Origin of the sequence: Rhizobium hidalgonense (genome assembly GCF_002914525.1) — a bacterium.
Taxonomy (GTDB): Bacteria; Pseudomonadota; Alphaproteobacteria; order Rhizobiales; family Rhizobiaceae; genus Rhizobium; species Rhizobium hidalgonense.
This window is the reverse complement of record NZ_LODW01000060.1, coordinates 42840-60183: the sequence shown is the minus strand read 5'-3', so window position 1 is coordinate 60183 and position 17344 is coordinate 42840. Positions and strand designations below refer to the sequence as shown.

At 60.4% G+C, this 17344-nt stretch carries 20 protein-coding genes; 16 read left to right on the top strand and 4 right to left on the bottom strand.

Features of this window, described 5'->3' with window-relative positions; genetic code table 11:
- Positions 1–123 precede the first annotated feature (123 nt).
- The 5 genes from ATY29_RS19625 to dnaQ are packed head-to-tail and all read left to right on the top strand — an operon-like array spanning position 124 to position 3754.
- Positions 124–945: a pyruvate, water dikinase regulatory protein gene (locus tag ATY29_RS19625; RefSeq protein WP_025417396.1), complete on the top strand. Its 822-nt coding sequence runs from the start codon at positions 124–126 to the stop codon at positions 943–945.
- Between the two features lie 33 nt (positions 946–978).
- Positions 979–1578: a Maf-like protein gene (locus ATY29_RS19620; protein WP_097537078.1), complete on the top strand. Its 600-nt coding sequence runs from the start codon at positions 979–981 to the stop codon at positions 1576–1578.
- Positions 1571–2428 carry a shikimate dehydrogenase gene (locus tag ATY29_RS19615; RefSeq protein WP_025417398.1) on the top strand — a complete coding sequence of 286 codons (858 nt, stop codon included), beginning with the start codon at positions 1571–1573 and terminating at the stop codon, positions 2426–2428. Before ATY29_RS19620 ends, ATY29_RS19615 begins: the two co-directional genes overlap by 8 nt.
- Positions 2428–3039, top strand: a complete 612-nt coding sequence (coaE, locus tag ATY29_RS19610) for a dephospho-CoA kinase (RefSeq protein WP_003571421.1) — start codon at positions 2428–2430, stop codon at positions 3037–3039. Before ATY29_RS19615 ends, coaE begins: the two co-directional genes overlap by 1 nt.
- The gene (dnaQ, locus tag ATY29_RS19605; protein WP_025417399.1) at positions 3032–3754 is read left to right on the top strand and encodes a DNA polymerase III subunit epsilon; all 723 of its coding nucleotides are present in this window, start codon (positions 3032–3034) and stop codon (positions 3752–3754) included. Before coaE ends, dnaQ begins: the two co-directional genes overlap by 8 nt.
- Positions 3755–3820: 66 nt before the next feature.
- Here dnaQ and secB read toward each other — a convergent pair whose 3' ends face one another.
- The gene (gene secB / locus ATY29_RS19600; RefSeq protein ID WP_003571418.1) at positions 3821–4306 is read right to left on the bottom strand and encodes a protein-export chaperone SecB; all 486 of its coding nucleotides are present in this window, start codon (positions 4304–4306) and stop codon (positions 3821–3823) included.
- Positions 4307–4407: 101 nt separating this feature from the next.
- Positions 4408–4914: an FxsA family protein gene (locus ATY29_RS19595; RefSeq protein ID WP_038574280.1), complete on the bottom strand. Its 507-nt coding sequence runs from the start codon at positions 4912–4914 to the stop codon at positions 4408–4410.
- A 131-nt stretch (positions 4915–5045) separates the two neighbouring features.
- On the opposite strand from ATY29_RS19595, the gene ATY29_RS19590 reads away from it, so the two are divergent.
- From ATY29_RS19590 to gyrB, 5 genes are all read left to right on the top strand, one after another.
- Positions 5046–5750 carry a Tim44/TimA family putative adaptor protein gene (locus tag ATY29_RS19590; RefSeq protein ID WP_003571416.1) on the top strand — a complete coding sequence of 235 codons (705 nt, stop codon included), beginning with the start codon at positions 5046–5048 and terminating at the stop codon, positions 5748–5750.
- A complete protein-coding gene (mltA, locus tag ATY29_RS19585; protein ID WP_097537077.1) occupies positions 5743–6861 on the top strand; it encodes a murein transglycosylase A in 1119 nt (372 codons plus the stop codon). Before ATY29_RS19590 ends, mltA begins: the two co-directional genes overlap by 8 nt.
- A complete protein-coding gene (locus ATY29_RS19580) occupies positions 6861–7424 on the top strand; it encodes a Smr/MutS family protein (RefSeq protein ID WP_097537076.1) in 564 nt (187 codons plus the stop codon). The genes mltA and ATY29_RS19580 overlap by 1 nt, the downstream gene beginning before the upstream one ends.
- On the top strand, positions 7421–7798 hold the full coding sequence (locus tag ATY29_RS19575; protein WP_003571412.1) for a helix-turn-helix domain-containing protein: 378 nt from the start codon (positions 7421–7423) through the stop codon (positions 7796–7798). The genes ATY29_RS19580 and ATY29_RS19575 overlap by 4 nt, the downstream gene beginning before the upstream one ends.
- Before the next feature lie 136 nt (positions 7799–7934).
- Entirely contained in the window at positions 7935–10370 is a 2436-nt protein-coding gene (gene gyrB / locus ATY29_RS19570; RefSeq protein ID WP_025417404.1) for a DNA topoisomerase (ATP-hydrolyzing) subunit B, read from the top strand.
- 66 nt (positions 10371–10436) lie between these two features.
- Here gyrB and ATY29_RS19565 read toward each other — a convergent pair whose 3' ends face one another.
- A complete protein-coding gene (locus ATY29_RS19565; RefSeq protein WP_003571410.1) occupies positions 10437–11036 on the bottom strand; it encodes a nitroreductase family protein in 600 nt (199 codons plus the stop codon).
- A gap of 39 nt (positions 11037–11075) precedes the next feature.
- On the bottom strand, positions 11076–11360 hold the full coding sequence (locus ATY29_RS19560; protein WP_003571408.1) for a DUF2218 domain-containing protein: 285 nt from the start codon (positions 11358–11360) through the stop codon (positions 11076–11078).
- A 269-nt stretch (positions 11361–11629) separates the two neighbouring features.
- Here ATY29_RS19560 and ATY29_RS19555 point away from each other — a divergent pair, with 269 nt between their 5' ends.
- The 6 genes from ATY29_RS19555 to trpB all read left to right on the top strand — a co-directional run bounded on the left by ATY29_RS19555 (position 11630) and on the right by trpB (position 17342).
- Entirely contained in the window at positions 11630–12472 is an 843-nt protein-coding gene (locus ATY29_RS19555; protein ID WP_003571407.1) for a fumarylacetoacetate hydrolase family protein, read from the top strand.
- A gap of 202 nt (positions 12473–12674) precedes the next feature.
- On the top strand, positions 12675–13952 hold the full coding sequence (locus ATY29_RS19550; protein WP_003571405.1) for a polyhydroxyalkanoate depolymerase: 1278 nt from the start codon (positions 12675–12677) through the stop codon (positions 13950–13952).
- Positions 13953–14097: 145 nt separating this feature from the next.
- Complete coding sequence (locus ATY29_RS19545; protein ID WP_003571403.1) at positions 14098–14532, top strand: DUF2852 domain-containing protein; 435 nt, start codon at positions 14098–14100, stop codon at positions 14530–14532.
- A gap of 84 nt (positions 14533–14616) precedes the next feature.
- Positions 14617–15375 (top strand): M48 family metallopeptidase, encoded by a 759-nt coding sequence (locus ATY29_RS19540; RefSeq protein ID WP_097537075.1) that lies wholly within the window; start codon positions 14617–14619, stop codon positions 15373–15375.
- Between the two features lie 75 nt (positions 15376–15450).
- Positions 15451–16119: a phosphoribosylanthranilate isomerase gene (locus tag ATY29_RS19535; RefSeq protein ID WP_025417407.1), complete on the top strand. Its 669-nt coding sequence runs from the start codon at positions 15451–15453 to the stop codon at positions 16117–16119.
- A gap of 2 nt (positions 16120–16121) precedes the next feature.
- Positions 16122–17342 carry a tryptophan synthase subunit beta gene (gene trpB / locus ATY29_RS19530; protein ID WP_003571397.1) on the top strand — a complete coding sequence of 407 codons (1221 nt, stop codon included), beginning with the start codon at positions 16122–16124 and terminating at the stop codon, positions 17340–17342.
- The last annotated feature ends 2 nt before the right edge of the window (positions 17343–17344 follow it).

Genomic DNA, 17344 nt, shown 5'->3' with positions numbered 1-17344 from the left:
CGGCCGAAACCGATCGGCAAAATTCGAAATGTGGATAAGGGGGCATGTTTTCCCTTGCCGGAAGCGGCCTCGCCGCCTTAGCTCTGTTTCATCCAGTCTTTTCAACAGGCAGCGGAAAATAGCGTGGAGAACAGAACGAACTTCTTTCATCTACATCTGATTTCTGACTCAACGGGAGAGACTCTGATCTCCGCCGGCCGCGCCGCATCGGCGCAGTTCCGGGCCGCTCAGCCGATCGAACATGTCTATCCGCTGATCCGCAACCGCAAGCAGCTGCTTCCGGTTCTGCAGGCGATCGACGACGCCCCCGGTATCGTGCTCTATACGATCGTCGACCGGGAACTTGCGAGCCTGATCGATGAGCGCTGTGTCGAGATGGGCGTCGCCTCGGTGAACGTGCTGGAGCCGGTCATGAATGCGTTTCAGATCTATCTCGGCGCCCCGTCGCGTCGTCGGGTCGGCGCCCAACATGTCATGAATGCCGGCTATTTCGCGCGCATCGAGGCGCTGAATTTCACCATGGATCACGACGACGGCCAGATGCCGGACGATTATAATGATGCCGATGTCGTCATCATCGGCATCAGCCGTACGTCGAAAACCCCGACCAGCATCTACCTCGCCAACCGCGGCATCAAGACGGCGAACATTCCGATCGTTTATGGCGTGCCTTTGCCGGAAAGCCTGTTCATTGCGAGCAAACCGCTGATCGTCTGCCTGATCGCTACCACCGACCGCATTTCCCAGGTGCGGGAAAATCGCATACTCGGCGCAACGCATGGCTTCGATCGCGAGCACTATACCGATCGCGCCGCGATCTCCGAGGAGCTGAAATATGCCCGCTCGCTCTGCGCCCGCCATAACTGGCCGCTGATCGACGTGACTCGCCGCTCCATCGAGGAAACCGCCGCGGCAATCGTTGCCCTGCGCCCAAAGCTGCGCTAAGCGCTGACCGGCAGCCGGACCTTCGAGGAATCCATGACGCAGAAACTCATCCTTGCATCGTCGAGCCCCTTTCGGCGGATGCTGATGGAAAATGCCGGTCTATCCTTCGAGGCGCGTGCCGCAAGGATCGATGAAAGAGCGGTCGAAGCACCGTTGGAAAAAGCCGGCGCAACACCGGATGCGGTGGCCCTCGTCCTGGCCAAGGCCAAAGCTGAGGATGTCAGCAGCCGTTTTCCGGACAGCCTGGTGATCGGCTCGGATCAGACAATGTCGCTCGGCGACCGCGTTTTCCACAAGCCGCGCGATATGGCCGACGCCGCCAATCACCTCGAGGCTCTTTCCGGCGTGACCCATCGGTTGAATAGCGCCGTCGCGATCGTCAGCAACGGCGCGGTTCTGTGGCAACATCTCGCCCACGCGGAATTGACGATGCGGCCGTTGACGGCGGATTTCATTGCCAGGCACCTGGCGCGGGTCGGCGACAAAGCGCTTTCAAGCGTCGGCGCCTATCAGTTGGAGGGGGAAGGCATTCAGCTCTTCGAGAAGATTGAGGGTGATTATTTCACCATTCTCGGCCTGCCGATGCTGCCGCTCTTAAAAAAATTGCGAGACCTCGGAGCGATCGATGGGTGATTCACGTGAAACATTGGGCCCGAAAGCGTTTGTCACGGGCTTTCCGGTCAAGCATTCGCGCTCGCCGTTGATCCACGGATACTGGCTGGAGACGCTTGGCCTGCCAGGCAGCTACCGCGCCCATGAAGTCGCACCCGAAGCCTTTGCCGACTTCATTGCAACGCTGAAGGATGGCAGCTCCGGCTTTGCTGGCGGCAATGTCACCATTCCCCACAAGGAACTGGCTTTCCGTCTCGCCGACAAGCCGGACGAACTATCGCGCGAGCTCGGCGCGTCGAACACGCTCTGGCTGGAGAATGGCATTCTCCATGCGACGAATACCGATGGCCGCGGCTTCACTGCCAATCTCGACGAACGCCATCGCGGCTGGGACCGGCATGACACAGCGGTCGTCTTTGGCGCCGGCGGCGCCAGCCGGGCGATCATCCAGGCGGTTCGTGACCGCGGTTTCAAGACGATCCACGTCGTCAACCGCACCGTCGAACGCGCCCGTGAACTGGCCGATCGCTTTGGTCCAAAGGTTCAAGCCCATCCCGCCGGTGCGCTTGCCGAGGTCATGAAAGGCGCCGGCCTCTTCATCAATACCACGTCGCTCGGCATGGATGGCGAGGCGGCGCCGCAGCTCGATTTCACCCCGCTTGCAGCCGATGCCGTCGTCACCGACATCGTCTATATCCCCTTGACGACGCCGATCCTGGCACAGGCGCAAGAGCAGGGATTTTCCACGGTCGATGGTCTCGGCATGCTGCTGCATCAGGCCGTGCCGGGATTCGAAAAATGGTTCGGCCTGCGTCCTGTCGTCGACGCGACACTGCGCGCGCTGATCATCGCCGATATGGAAGCCCACTGATGCTGAAGATCGGACTGACCGGCTCCATCGGAATGGGAAAATCGACAGCAGGCAAGCTCTTTGCCGAGGCCGGGATCCCGCTGAATGATTCGGATGCCGTGGTCCACGATCTCTATGCCGGTGAGGCTGCACCCCTGGTGGATGCCGCCTTTCCCGGCACAATGAAGGATGGGGCCGTCGACCGGCACGAACTCGGCCGTCAGCTGGCGCTTGATCCCGACGGCTTCAAACGCCTGGAAGCGATCGTCCATCCGCTGGTGCGCAAACGCGAGACGGAATTTTTAAAGCGGCAGCGCGCCGCCGGCGCCGAGATGGTCGTCCTTGATATTCCGCTGCTCTTCGAAACCAGTGCCTGGGAAAGTGTGGATGTCGTCGTCGTCGTCAGCGCCGGTCCACAGATTCAACGCGAGAGGGTGCTTGCGCGCGACGGCATGACCAAGGAAAAATTCGAGATGATTCTCTCGCGCCAGACGCCGGACGCGGAAAAACGCCGCCGGGCGGATTATCTGATCGACAGCAGCCGCAGTATCGCGGAGACGAAGGAACGGGTGCTCGAAATTATCGCCGACCTTAAAACACGAATTGCCAAGGGAGATTTCCGGAATGCGTGAAATCATCTTCGATACGGAAACCACTGGCCTCGACAACCGCGCCGACCGCATCATCGAAATCGGCGGCATCGAGCTCTTCAACCATTTCCCGACAGGCAACGTCATTCATATCTTCATCAATCCCGGCGATCAGAAGGTTCATCCGGATGCGCTTGCGGTGCACGGGATCACCGATGAGTTCCTGAAGGACAAAAAGCCTTTCGCCGATGTCGCCGAAGAAATCCTTGCTTTCTTCGGTGATGCGAAGTGGATCGCCCACAACGCCACGTTCGACATGGGCTTCATCAACGCCGAATTCGCGCGGATCGGTTTACCGCCAATCCTGCCGGAGCGGGTGGTCGATACCCTGTCGATGGCGCGGCGCAAACATCCGATGGGGCCGAATTCGCTCGACGCGCTCTGCCGGCGTTACGGCATCGATAATTCGCACCGCACCAAACACGGCGCGCTACTCGACTCCGAACTGCTCGCCGAAGTCTATATCGAGATGATCGGCGGCAGGCAGGCAGCTTTCGGCCTGAGCATGACCGCCACATCAGGTCAGAACGGTCGCGGCGACGGGGCGGAGCAAGAGGATGTGGTAATTGCATCCGTGCTCGAGCGGCCCCGCCCGCTTGCCCCGCGCCTCAGCCAGTCCGAGGCGCAGGCGCACGAGGCGCTCGTGGCCAAGCTCGGTGAAAAAGGCATCTGGGCGAAATACGCCAGCCTCAATTAAACCGGCCTCAATTAAAAATGCCCGGGACTTGCCCGGGCATCACATCTCAAAACCGAAAAAATCCGATCAGTTCGGAACGGCCTGAACCTTGGCGCGGGCCTGCTCTTCGGCAACGCGCTGAGCGAACATCTGCGTGAAGTCGATCGGGTCGATCATCAGCGGCGGGAAACCACCGTTGCGGGTGACGTCGGCGATGATCTGACGGGCGAAGGGGAAGAGCATGCGCGGGCACTCGATGAAGAGCACCGGCAGCATGTGTTCCTGCGGGAAACCGGCAACGCGGAAGACGCCGCCATAGGCGAGTTCGGTATGGAAAACCGTCTTGTCGCCGTCCTTGGCTTCGGCATTCAGCGACAGCACGACGTCGAAATCCGTATCCGAAAGCGGATTGGCGTTGACGTTCACATTGATGTTGATCGTCGGCGCCTTGTCGCGGGCCTGCAGCGAACGCGGCGCACCCGGATTTTCGAAGGAGAGATCCTTGGTATATTGCGCAAGGATCGAAAGGGTGGGGCTGGCCGCACCGTTGCTGTTGTTATCGTCGTCTGCCATTGGCTTTTCCTCGAGGGGCATGGGAATGGTGCCGCCATCTAACATTTCGGGGAAGGGCTTACAACCCTGGGCGCTTGGTCCGGTTGATCGGTCGAAGTGCCTCAATCGCCGAGATGTTTGCCGGACCATGGCGAGTTGCGGTCCGGCTCCCTATGATAGTCCTCATCGTCGAGATCGACCACCTTCGAGTTCGGCTTGCGGTCGCGGAAATCGGGTTGCGGTCCGGTGGAAAAGCCGCCTCTGGCATGGACGGTGACGAAGCGTTTGGCGACCCACCGCCAGACGAAATCACGCACCGGCGGAATGAGGATCAGGATGGCAATGACATCCGTGATGAAGCCAGGAATGATCAGCAGCAGCGAGGCGATGACGTTCATCGCCGGCTGTAGCAGCTCGCGGCCCGGCATCACCCCGTTTCGTCCTTCGCTCGACATGCGGCGCAAAATACCGATGCCCTGCCGGCGCAGCAGAATCATGCCGAGAACGAAGCCCAGCATGACGAGCGCCAGCGTCAGCCACAATCCGATCGCCCGGCCGACGACGACGAAACCGGCAATTTCGGCGAGCGGCAGCAGCAGAATGAAAGCTGGCAGGATCGAAAAACGCATGGTCGTCATGTCCCGGGCTTGCCGGTCTCCTCTTAAGGCCGGCGAAGATGCCAGCCATCATTTGAATCATCTGTATAGGCAGACTATATGGGAGTACAAATCAGAGATGTTAACGGCGGCTGCGATACGATATGAGTTCGAACGACTTCATCACATTATTCTTCCTGGTGGCGGCTGTGCTGATTTTCTTTCAGCTGCGCTCCGTGCTCGGGCGCCGCACAGGAAATGAGAAGCCGCCGCGCGATCTCTATACGCCGCGGGATGCAGCGCCGGCTGAAGCCGCCGATGGCGGCAAGGTCGTAACGCTGCCGCGCCGCGATGCGACGACCGAGGATGAGGATCGCTTCGCCGCCATTGATGCCGTTGCTGCGCCCGGAACGCCGCTCAACGAATCGCTGCGCGCGTTGAACAAGGCTGATCCCGCCTTCAGCCCGAAGGAGTTTCTGAACGGCGCCCGCATGGCTTACGAGATGATCGTCATGGCCTATGCCGATGGCGACCGGAAAACGCTGAAGAATTTATTGTCCCGCGAAGTCTATGACGGCTTCGATGCGGCGATCGGCGAGCGCGAAGCCCGGGGCGACAAGGTTAAGTCCACCTTCGTCGGTATCGACAAGGCCGAAATCACCCATGCGGAGACCAAGGGCAGCGAAGCGCAGATCACCGTTCGCATCATCAGCCAGCTGATATCGGCCACCTACGACAAGGCGGACGTGCTGATCGAAGGCGACGCCGAAAACGTCGCCGAGGTCAACGATCTGTGGACCTTCGCCCGCGACACCCGTTCGCGCGATCCGAACTGGAAACTCGTGGCGACCGAATCGGAACATGAGTGACCACTCATCGGACTTCGTCCTGCAGGCCATAAGTTTCGACACTCTGGAAGGCTGGAAGGATGATGATCCCTCCGGCCTTTTTGAAGTCATGCGAAATTGCCGTCGCCAGATCACCGATGTCAAGCCCTACCGCACCGGATCGCTTGGCCTGAGTTCGGAAGATCTGCTTCCGCTTCTGCTGGCCGCCGAAGATGTCGCGCCGTCGTCTCCGGCATCGGCGCGCGGCTTTTTCGAGACGCACTGTCGGCCCTTCCTGATCCGCCGCAAGGATGGCAATTCCGGCTTCGTTACCGCCTTTTACGAACCGGATATCGAGGTGTCGGAGCGGCCTGACGCAACCTTCCGTTTCCCTTTCTACCGTCGCCCGGACGATCTGATCGATCTCGACGACACCAATCGCCCCGCCGAGCTCGACAAGTCTTATGCTTTCGGCCGTCTGCATGATGGGCGTATCGACGCCTATCCGGATCGCCGCGCGATCGATCAGGGTTATCTCGAAGGTCGCGGTCTCGAAATCGCCTGGGCGAAATCGAAGGTCGATGTCTTCTTCGTACATGTGCAGGGGGCGGCCCGCCTGCGTTACAGTGACGGCCGTATCGGCCGCATCACCTATGCTGCGAAGGCCGGCCATGCTTTCTCCGCTGTCGGCAAACTGCTGATCGACCGCGGCGAGATCGATCGTGCCGACATCTCGATGCAGACGATTCGTTCCTGGCTGGCGCTTAATCCCGAGCGCGTCGACGAGGTGCTATGGCACAACCGCTCATATATTTTTTTCCGCGAGACGCCGGTTGCCGATCCTGAGGCTGGTCCGGTCGCCGCCGCCAAGGTGCCGCTTCTTGCCGGCCGATCGCTTGCAGTCGACCGGTTGATCCATACGTTCGGTTTTCCCTTTTTCATCCGCGCCGAAAGCCTCACCCATCTCGATCACGGCCGGCCCTTCCGTCGGCTGATGCTGGCACTCGATACCGGCTCGGCGATCGTCGGACCGACGCGCGGCGATATCTTCACCGGCTCGGGGGATCTTTCGGGTGATATGGCTGGCACCGTGCGCAACGACGCCGATTTCGCCATTCTCATTCCCAACGCCGCCGCCGGACGATTCGACTGATGGCCAGGGATCGTAAACTCACTGCCGATGAGAGGATCCTCTGGGGCAAGGTCGCCCGCAGCACCCGGCCGATGCCCGGCAAGGCGGGTGAACTGACCGAACTCGACGCTTTTCTCGCCGAAACGACGGCCGAGCAGGAGAAAGCCGAAAAGCAGGTACACGCATCACCGATGCCGATGCAGCCGGCAGCACCCGCGACGGCGAAACCATCCGCCGGGGTGCATCATCCACTGGAAAGGCCGGTCAAGCGCAAGATCGCCAAGGGCCGGCTGGCGCTCGAAGCGCGCATCGACCTGCACGGGCTGGTACAGAGCGAGGCTCATGTCATCCTGCTCGATTTTCTCATCCGCGCCCACGAGCGCGGCATGCGCCATGTCTTGGTCATAACAGGCAAAGGCAGCTCGATGGGCAGCGACGGCGCGCTGAAACGGGCCGTGCCCCTCTGGTTCTCGAAGCCGGAATTCCGCTACCTGATCTCCTCCTACGAGTCCGCCGCACAGCATCATGGCGGCGAGGGCGCGCTCTATATCCGCCTGTCTCGGCGGCTTGGGGAACGGCCATGACTCCCTTCGGAGAGGCGGTTCGCCGGCTGAGAGCCCGCAAGGGCGTGTCGCAGAAGGAGATGGCGGAAGCGCTGAATGTCTCTCCCGCCTATCTCTCGGCGCTCGAACACGGCAAGCGCGGCTTGCCGACATTCGATCTGCTGCAGCGCATTGCCGGCTATTTCAACATCATCTGGGATGAGGCCGAGGAATTGTTCCTGCTCGCCCGTTCTTCGGATCCACGCGTCGTCATCGACACGTCAGGCCTGCCGCCGGAATATACCGAATTTGCCAACCGTTTGGCGCGGCGGATCCGCAACCTTGACAGTGCAGAGATAGGCCAGCTATCGGCTCTTCTCGAAAATGACGGCAAAGGTGACGGAAAAGCGTCATAATCCCCTGATTTATGCCAGGTTCAGGGGAGTTGCCATTGGGAACTGAGTTCAAAAAACCCTATATACGAGGGTGAAGAGAGCCGGTGATTCGCAAGGCCCGCCGCTGCTTTACGACAACAGGGAAAATCTCGACAGAATGAGCGATACATCCGCGACGGAAAACGGCGTAAGCACCGAATATGGCGCAGATTCCATCAAGGTTCTGAAGGGCCTCGATGCCGTGCGCAAACGTCCCGGCATGTATATCGGCGATACCGACGACGGCTCCGGCCTCCATCACATGGTCTATGAAGTCGTCGACAACGCGATCGACGAAGCGCTCGCCGGCCATGCGGACATCGTTACCGTCAGCCTCAATCCGGATGGCTCGGTGACCGTCACCGATAACGGCCGCGGCATTCCGACGGACATCCACACCGGCGAAGGGGTGTCGGCGGCCGAAGTCATCATGACGCAGTTGCATGCCGGCGGTAAGTTCGACCAGAATTCCTACAAGGTGTCAGGCGGCCTGCATGGCGTCGGCGTTTCCGTGGTCAACGCGTTGTCCGTCTGGCTGAAGCTGAAGATTCGCCGCCAGGGCAAGATCCATGAAATGAGCTTCACCCACGGCGTGGCCGATGCGCCACTGAAGGTCACCGGCGATGCGCCCAATGAGACCGGCACGGAAGTGAGCTTCATGCCGAGCAGCGACACCTTCACCATGACGGAGTTCGATTACGGCACGCTGGAGCATCGCCTGCGCGAACTCGCCTTCCTGAATTCCGGCGTCCGCATTCTGCTGACCGACAAGCGCCATTCCGATATCAAGCAGGAAGAACTGCGTTATGACGGCGGCCTCGAGGCGTTCGTCGCCTATCTCGACCGGGCCAAAAAGTCGCTCGTCGACAAGCCGGTCGCCATCCGCGGCGAAAAGGACGGCATCACCGTCGAAGTCGCGATGTGGTGGAACGACAGCTATCACGAGAACGTGCTCTGCTTCACCAACAACATTCCCCAGCGCGACGGCGGCACGCATATGGCCGGCTTCCGCGCGGCGCTGACGCGCCAGGTGGTTTCCTATGCCGACAATTCCGGCATCACCAAAAAGGAAAAGGTGACGCTGCAGGGCGAAGATTGCCGCGAAGGCCTGACGGCGGTGCTGTCGGTCAAGGTGCCCGATCCGAAATTCTCCTCGCAGACCAAGGACAAGCTGGTTTCCTCGGAAGTTCGCCCTGTCGTCGAAAGCCTGGTCAACGAGGCTCTGAACACCTGGTTCGAAGAACATCCGAGCGAAGCCAAGATTCTCGTCGGCAAGGTCGTCGAGGCCGCCGCCGCCCGCGAAGCGGCCCGCAAGGCCCGCGAATTGACCCGCCGCAAGGGCGCGCTCGATATCGCTTCGCTGCCCGGCAAGCTTGCTGACTGCTCCGAACGTGATCCGGCAAAATCCGAAGTCTTTCTGGTCGAGGGCGATTCCGCCGGCGGCTCGGCCAAACAGGGGCGGTCGCGCGAAAACCAGGCGATCCTGCCGCTGCGCGGCAAGATCCTCAACGTCGAACGCGCCCGTTTCGACAAGATGCTGTCGAGCCAGGAAATCGGCACGCTGATCACGGCGCTCGGCACCGGCATCGGCAAGGACGAGTTCAACGTCGAAAAGCTGCGCTACCACAAGATCATCATCATGACGGACGCCGACGTCGACGGCGCCCATATCCGCACCCTGCTGCTCACCTTCTTCTTCCGGCAGATGCCGGAACTGATCGAGCGCGGCCATCTCTATATCGCTCAGCCGCCGCTCTATAAGGTCGCGCGCGGCAAGTCGGTGCAGTATCTGAAGGACGAAAAGGCGCTCGAGGAATATCTCATCAGCCAGGGCCTGGAAGACGCGGCGCTGAAACTCGGCAGCGGTGAAGTTCGCACCGGCCAGGATCTGCGCGAGGTCATCCTCGACGCGCTGCGCATGCGTGCTTTGCTCGACAATCTTCATTCGCGTTACAATCGTGCGGTCATCGAACAGGCGGCGATCGCCGGTGCCCTCAATGCCGAACTCGTCAGCGACCGGGCAAGAGCCCAGGCATTGACGAGCGAGGTGGCAAGGCGCCTCGACATCATTGCCGAGGAAACCGAGCGCGGCTGGCAGGGCGATCTGAGCAGCGATGGCGGTCTGCGCCTCGAACGCATGGTCCGCGGCGTCAAGGAAATCGTCGTGCTGGATATGGCGCTGATCGGCTCCTCAGATGCCCGGCACATCGACCAACTGACGTCACGTCTCAAGGAAATCTATCAGACGCCGCCGTCGCTGCATCGCCGCGAAGGCGATGTCGAAATCTCCGGCCCGCGCGCCTTGCTCGACGCAATCTTTGCAACCGGCCGCAAGGGCCTGAGCATGCAGCGGTACAAGGGTCTGGGTGAGATGAATGCCGAGCAGCTCTGGGAGACGACGCTCGATCCGAATGTCCGCTCGCTGCTGCAGGTCAAGGTCAACGACGCCACCGATGCCGACGGCCTCTTCGCCCGGTTGATGGGTGATGAAGTCGAGCCGCGGCGCGAATTCATCCAGGACAACGCGTTGAGCGTCGCAAACCTCGATATCTGATGGATATTCGACATTAAAAAAGCCCCGCCGTCCTTGGAATGGCGGGGTTTTCGTTTTCGAGATTGCTCAGTTCGCAACGAAACGGCCGTTGAAGGCGACCTCGGCGAGTGGCTTGCGCTGGCTGGGGAATTCGCGCGCCTGATTGCGTTCGGAAAGCACGCTCTTGTCGGCTAGGCGGCCGACGGCAACACCGGCCTCAACCCGGTAACCCTCGGGAATGCCGAAGGTCTTCATGATTTCCTGGTGTTTGATGCCGCCCATGCCGTGGGCATAGAGGCCCGAGAGGCGGGCCTGCAGCGCCAAGTATCCCCAGGCCGTGCCGGCGTCGAAGGAATGGGTATAGCTTGGTTTTTCCTCGCCGGAGCCGGCAGCGCCGGTGAAGCTGCGCGACACGACGAAGATCAGCGCCGACGCATTTTTAGCCCATTCCTGATTGGCATCGACGAGCAATGCGACGAATTTTTCCCAATGCTCCGAACCCTTGAGCGCGTAAACGAAACGCCAAGGCTGTTGATTGGACGAGGAGGGCGCCCAATGGGCGGCGTCGAGCAGGCTGAGCAGCTGGGCTTCCTCGATGATTTCGCCGGTGAAGGCGCGCGGTGACCAGCGGTCGAGAAATATCGGATCGATCGGATATTGCGATTCGCGGCTATTGCTCTGTGTCATGCTTATTCCCAGGGTTGGGGCGTAAATGCGCGGGTGCGGTCAGTCCGTCCAGACGATGTCGAGTTCCTCGCGGAAGGCGAAGCGCTTCAGATGATCGTCGATCACGCCCTGCATTCTTGCCTGCTGTGCCGGGTCGGCGACGGAAAGCATCATGGTCAGCGCCGCATCGTCGGCGGTGAACGTCACCTCGGCCGTCTCGCTGAACGGCACCCGGCCCTTGTGCGGATCGAAATCGACGCTGAATTTATGGCTCCAGTGTTTGCAGAGCTGCTGCAGGTAGCGGCTTGCATGTTCTGTGCGCACGACGGCCTGGGAGAGGTGCATGTCGAACTCCATCTCATCTTGGACTGGAGCCAAGTCATATTTCCTGCTTCGCAGCCTTGGCAAGCGCAGTGTCGTCGCAGTTGGATGGACGGACTGTCTTCAAAAAGCAGCTCACGCCAGCGTCGGTGATGCCGCATTCATGCGGGTTGCGCCGAAATCCATTCGAATTCGGGAAAAGCCGTACCGCTTGGCGGCAAAGCCGTAATGACACCGGTGAATAATTCGTTCATAGGTGGCTGCAAATCCGTTTTCGATGAGGAGGAAATTCCATGAAGCTGATGCGTGTTGGCGAAGCAGGCAGTGAAAAACCGGCACTTCTCGATGCCGATGGCAAGATCCGCGATCTCTCCGGTCATGTCGCCGATATCGGCGGCGAGGCGATTTCGCCGGCGGGCCTTGCAAAGATCGCAGCGATCGATCCGAACAGCCTTCCGGAGCTTGCCCCCGGCCGTATCGGCGCCTGCGTTGCCGGCACCGGCAAATTCATCTGCATCGGCCTTAATTTCTCCGATCATGCCGCCGAAACCGGTGCGACGGTGCCGCCCGAGCCGGTGATCTTCATGAAGGCGACCTCGGCCATCGTCGGTCCGAATGACAGCGTCCGGATTCCGCGCGGTTCGGAAAAGACCGATTGGGAAGTCGAACTCGGCGTCGTCATCGGCAAGACCGCGAAATACGTCAGCGAGGCCGACGCGCTCGACTACGTCGCCGGCTATTGCGTGTCTCACGACGTTTCCGAGCGCGCCTTCCAGACGGAGCGCGCCGGTCAGTGGACCAAAGGCAAGTCCTGCGACACCTTCGGACCGATCGGTCCCTGGCTGGTCACCAAGGACGAAATCGCCGATCCGCAAAACCTCGGCATGTGGCTCAAGGTCAACGGCCAGACGATGCAGAACGGTTCGTCCAAGACCATGGTCTATGGTGTCGCCCACATCGTTGCCTATCTAAGCCAGTTCATGTCGCTGCATCCGGGCGACGTGATTTCGACCGGTACGCCTCCGGGTGTCGGCATGGGCATGAAACCGCCACATTATCTCAAGGCCGGCGACGTGGTCGAACTCGGAATCGAAGGTCTCGGCACCCAGAAACAGACCTTCGTAGCGGATCGTTAACAACGATTCCTGCTGAGAACCTTAAGTTTTCCAGTCGATAATGATGCCGGAGAGTCACTTCTCCGGCATTTCTTGTGCGGGTCTGGTTCGTCTATGTTGCTGCGCAACAAAAAACTGTTAGTCTGAGTGACGTGCCCGCGTAACGGAAAGAGTCGATGCCTTTCAATCGGCGTCATCTTTTCGATAGAGAAAGGTGGCGCCTTTGTTTTATCAGCTTTATGAATTGAACCATGCTGCCATGGCGCCGTTTCGCGCCGCGGCCGATATCATGCGGTTTGCCTATGCCAATCCGCTCAATCCGTTTTCCCATACGCCGCTCGGCCGGACGATGGCGGCAAGCCTCGAAATGTTCGAACGCACGACCCGCCGCTACGGCAAGCCGGAATTCGGATTGAAGCAGACGGCGATCGGTGATCAGACGGTTTTTGTCCGCGAAGAGATCGTCTGGTCGCGACCCTTCTGCAATCTCCTGCATTTCGCCCGCAGTGGTCCTGCCGCCCGCGGCAATGACCCGCGCATCCTGATTGTCGCGCCGATGTCCGGCCACTATGCGACGCTGCTGCGCGGCACGGTCGAGGCGCTGCTGCCGAGTGCCGATGTCTACATCACCGACTGGATCGACGCCCGCATGGTGCCGATGACGGAAGGCTCCTTCGATTTCGACGATTATGTCGACTACGTCATCGAAATGCTGCATTTCCTCGGCCACGATACGCATGTGATCGCCGTCTGTCAGCCTTCCGTCCCGGTGCTGGCAGCCGCAGCCGTCATGGAGGAAGCCAACGATCCGCTGTCCCCGTCGTCGATGACGCTGATGGGCGGCCCGATCGACACGCGCATCAACCCGACGGCGGTCAACAAGCTCGCCCAGGAGCGCTCGCTGCAGTGGTTCTCCGATAATGTCATCATGAATGTGCCCTGGCCGCAGCCGGGCTTCATGCGCCCGGTCTATCCCGGCTTCCTGCAGCTTTCGGGCTTCATGTCGATGAACCTCGACCGCCACCTCGTCGCCCACAAGGAATTCTTCATGCATCTGGTGAAGAACGATGGCGAACCGGAAAAACATCGTGATTTCTACGACGAATATCTCGCCGTCATGGATCTGACCGCCGAATTCTACCTGCAGACGGTCGAGCAGGTCTTCATCAAGCATTCGCTGCCGAAGGGCGAATTGATGCATCGCGGCAAACGCGTCGATCCGGCAGCGATCCGCAAGGTGGCGCTTCTGACCGTCGAAGGTGAGAATGACGATATCTCGGGCGTCGGCCAGACCAAGGCGGCGCAGACCATCTGCGTCAACATCCCCGAACATATGCGCATGCATTATCTTCAGCCGGATGTCGGCCACTACGGTGTTTTCAACGGCTCGCGTTTCCGCCGCGAGATTGCGCCGCGCATCATCAATTTCGTCCGCGAGCATTCTCGTTCCGCCGTCAAGCCGCCGGTGCCGCGTGTTATCAAGGGCGGCCGCAGCGCCTGATTTAGGTGTAGCTGAATTAGAAAAACGGATTCAAGGCCTTGTCCGATTTCACGGGCAATCGTCTTGAAGGCCGTGGTTGCGGTAACCACATCGATTTCAGCGTTCGGTATTCTGCCGGGCGCGGAAAGCGAGGGATACCCGCACGATGAACCAGTCAGCATTGCTTCGACCGGATTGGACTCCGGCTACCATTGCCCTGATGATTCTCGGCTTCATGGTTTTCTGGCCTCTGGGTCTTGCCATGCTTGCCTACATCATCTTCGGCGACCGTCTGCGCGGCTTCAAGCGTGACGTCAACCAGGCGACCGATGGCTTCTTTGCCTCGTGCCGCCGCTCGAACGGCCGTCACCGCCCGCATTTCTCGACCGGCAATGTCGCCTTCGACGACTGGCGCAAGGCCGAGATCGACCGGATCGAGGAAGAGCGCCGCAAGCTCGATGAAATGCGCGAGGAATTCGACGCCTACATGCGCGAACTTCGCCGCGCCAAGGACCAGGAAGAGTTCGATCGCTTCATGCGTGACCGCAAGAACGCCAAGCGTGACGACAACGGCCCGGTCGCTGAATACCAGACGCCATGAAGGCCTGAACGCTGAAAATCACCGGCATCTTCCGATGCCGGTTTTTCTATGTCCGCTGCCCCGGCGAATCGGGTAGAAACAACCATGTTCTCGCTTCTGAAGACAAGGCCGAAAGCCCGAAAACCGGCGCCGCCCGAAACGCGGACGCTTGACGTGGCCGGCCGGCTGATGCCGCTGACCATCAAGCAGCACGACCGGGCGACGCGCATCACCTTGCGCATAGAGCCGGGCGGCCGGGCCCTGAAGATGACGGTGCCGAAAGGTCTTGCGGCGCGCGAGGTCAACGCCTTTCTCGATCGGCACCAGGGGTGGCTGCTGACCAAGCTTGCCAAGTTTTCGACCAATGCCGGCCTGCGCGACGGCGGTGAAATTCTCTTTCGCGGCGTTTCCCATCGCATCCAGCATACCGGCAGCTTGCGCGGCCTGACGGAAGCGGTTTCCATCGATGGCAGACCGGTGCTGCTGGTTAGCGGAATGCCGGAACATGTCGGGCGGCGCATCGCGGCCTTCCTCAAGAAAGAGGCGCGCGCCGACCTTGGGAAGCTGGCGACGTTGCATGCCGGCATGATCCGGGCGTCGATCCGTTCGATCTCGATGAAAGATACGCGCAGCCGCTGGGGCTCGTGCTCGTCGGAGGGAAATCTGAGCTTTTCCTGGCGCATCGTCATGGCGCCGCCCTCGGTGATCGATTATCTCGCCGCCCACGAAGTTGCCCATCTCAAGGAGATGAACCACGGGCCCCGCTTCTGGGCGCTTTGCAAGAAGCTTTGCCCCGGCATGGAGGAAGCGAAATCCTGGTTGAAGCGGCATGGCAGCCAGTTGCACGCCATTGATTTCGACTGACCGACGTGGGCGCTAAATACGGCGTACCATGCAAATTGGCTCGACTCTTGCCGCATTTCGTGTCACTTCGCTGCCATGAAAACCGATATTAAGATCTGTGGCTTGAAGACGCCCGAAGCGATCGATCGTGCGCTGAAACGCGGCGCGACCCATATCGGTTTTATCTTTTTCGAAAAGAGCCCGCGCTACATCGAGCCGGACCTGGCGGCAAAACTGGCCGAACCGGCGCGTGGCAAGGCGAAGATCGTCGCCGTCGTCGTCGATCCCACCAATGACGAGCTGGACGAGATTGTCTCGCTGTTGAAGCCGGATATTCTGCAACTGCACGGCAATGAGAGCCCCGAACACGTGCTGACGATCAAGGCGCTCTATGGCCTGCCGGTCATGAAAGTCTTTTCCGTGCGCACCGCCGATGATCTCAGGCGCGTCGAAGCCTATATCGGCATCGCCGACCGTTTCCTGTTCGACGCGAAAGCGCCGAAGGGTTCGGAATTGCCCGGCGGTAACGGGATTTCCTTCGACTGGAGCCTTCTGAGCTGGCTCGACGGCAGCATCGACTACATGCTGTCTGGCGGGTTGAACAAGGACAATGTCGCGGATGCGCTGGCCAATACCAAGGCGCGTGGTATCGACGTCTCCTCAGGCGTCGAAACTGCGCCTGGCGTCAAGAGCGTCGCAATGATCGATGAATTTTTCGATGCGGTCGAAGAGGCGGATGCGCCTGTCATGGCCTCAGGGAGTTGAGAGTGAACGAGACGCTTAAACCGAATTCCTTCCGTTCCGGGCCTGATGAAGACGGCCGCTTCGGCATCTATGGCGGTCGTTTCGTTGCCGAAACATTGATGCCTTTGATCCTTGATCTGCAGGACGAGTGGGATAAGGCGAAGAACGATCCGGCATTCCAGGCCGAATTGAAGCATCTCGGCGCGCATTATATCGGTCGCCCGAGCCCGCTCTATTTCGCCGAGCGGCTGACGGCCGAACTCGGTGGCGCCAAGATCTATTTCAAGCGCGAGGAGCTGAACCACACCGGCTCGCACAAGATCAACAACTGCATCGGCCAGATCCTGCTCGCCAAGCGCATGGGCAAGACCCGGATCATCGCCGAAACCGGCGCCGGCCAGCATGGCGTTGCCTCCGCCACCGTCGCCGCCCGCTTCGGCCTTCCCTGCGTCGTCTATATGGGCGCTACCGACGTCGAGCGTCAGGCGCCGAACGTTTTCCGCATGAAGCTGCTCGGCGCCGAAGTCAAACCGGTGACAGCCGGCAGCGGCACGCTGAAGGACGCCATGAACGAGGCGCTGCGCGACTGGGTCACCAATGTCGAGGATACCTATTACCTGATCGGAACGGCAGCCGGTCCGCATCCCTACCCGGAGATGGTCCGCGATTTCCAATCGGTGATCGGCGCGGAAGCGAAAGAACAGATGCTGGCCGCCGAAGGCCGCCTGCCGGATCTCGTCATCGCTGCCGTCGGCGGCGGTTCGAACGCCATCGGCATCTTCCATCCTTTCCTCGATGATCCCACCGTCAAGATCGTCGGCGTCGAAGCCGGCGGCAAGGGCCTGCAGGGCGACGAACATTGCGCGTCGATCACCGCCGGTTCGCCGGGTGTGCTGCACGGCAACCGCACCTATCTGCTGCAGGATGGCGACGGCCAGATCAAGGAAGGCCATTCGATTTCGGCCGGTCTCGATTATCCCGGCATCGGCCCCGAACATTCCTGGCTGAACGATACCGGCCGCGTCGATTATGTACCGATCATGGATCACGAAGCGCTGGAGGCCTTCCAGACGCTGACGCGCCTCGAAGGCATCATCCCGGCGCTCGAGCCCTCGCACGCGATTGCCGAGGTGATCAAGCGCGCGCCGAAGATGGGCAAGGACGAGATTATCCTGATGAACCTCTCCGGCCGCGGCGACAAGGATATCTTCACCGTCGGCAAGATTCTGGGAATGGGACTGTAAGA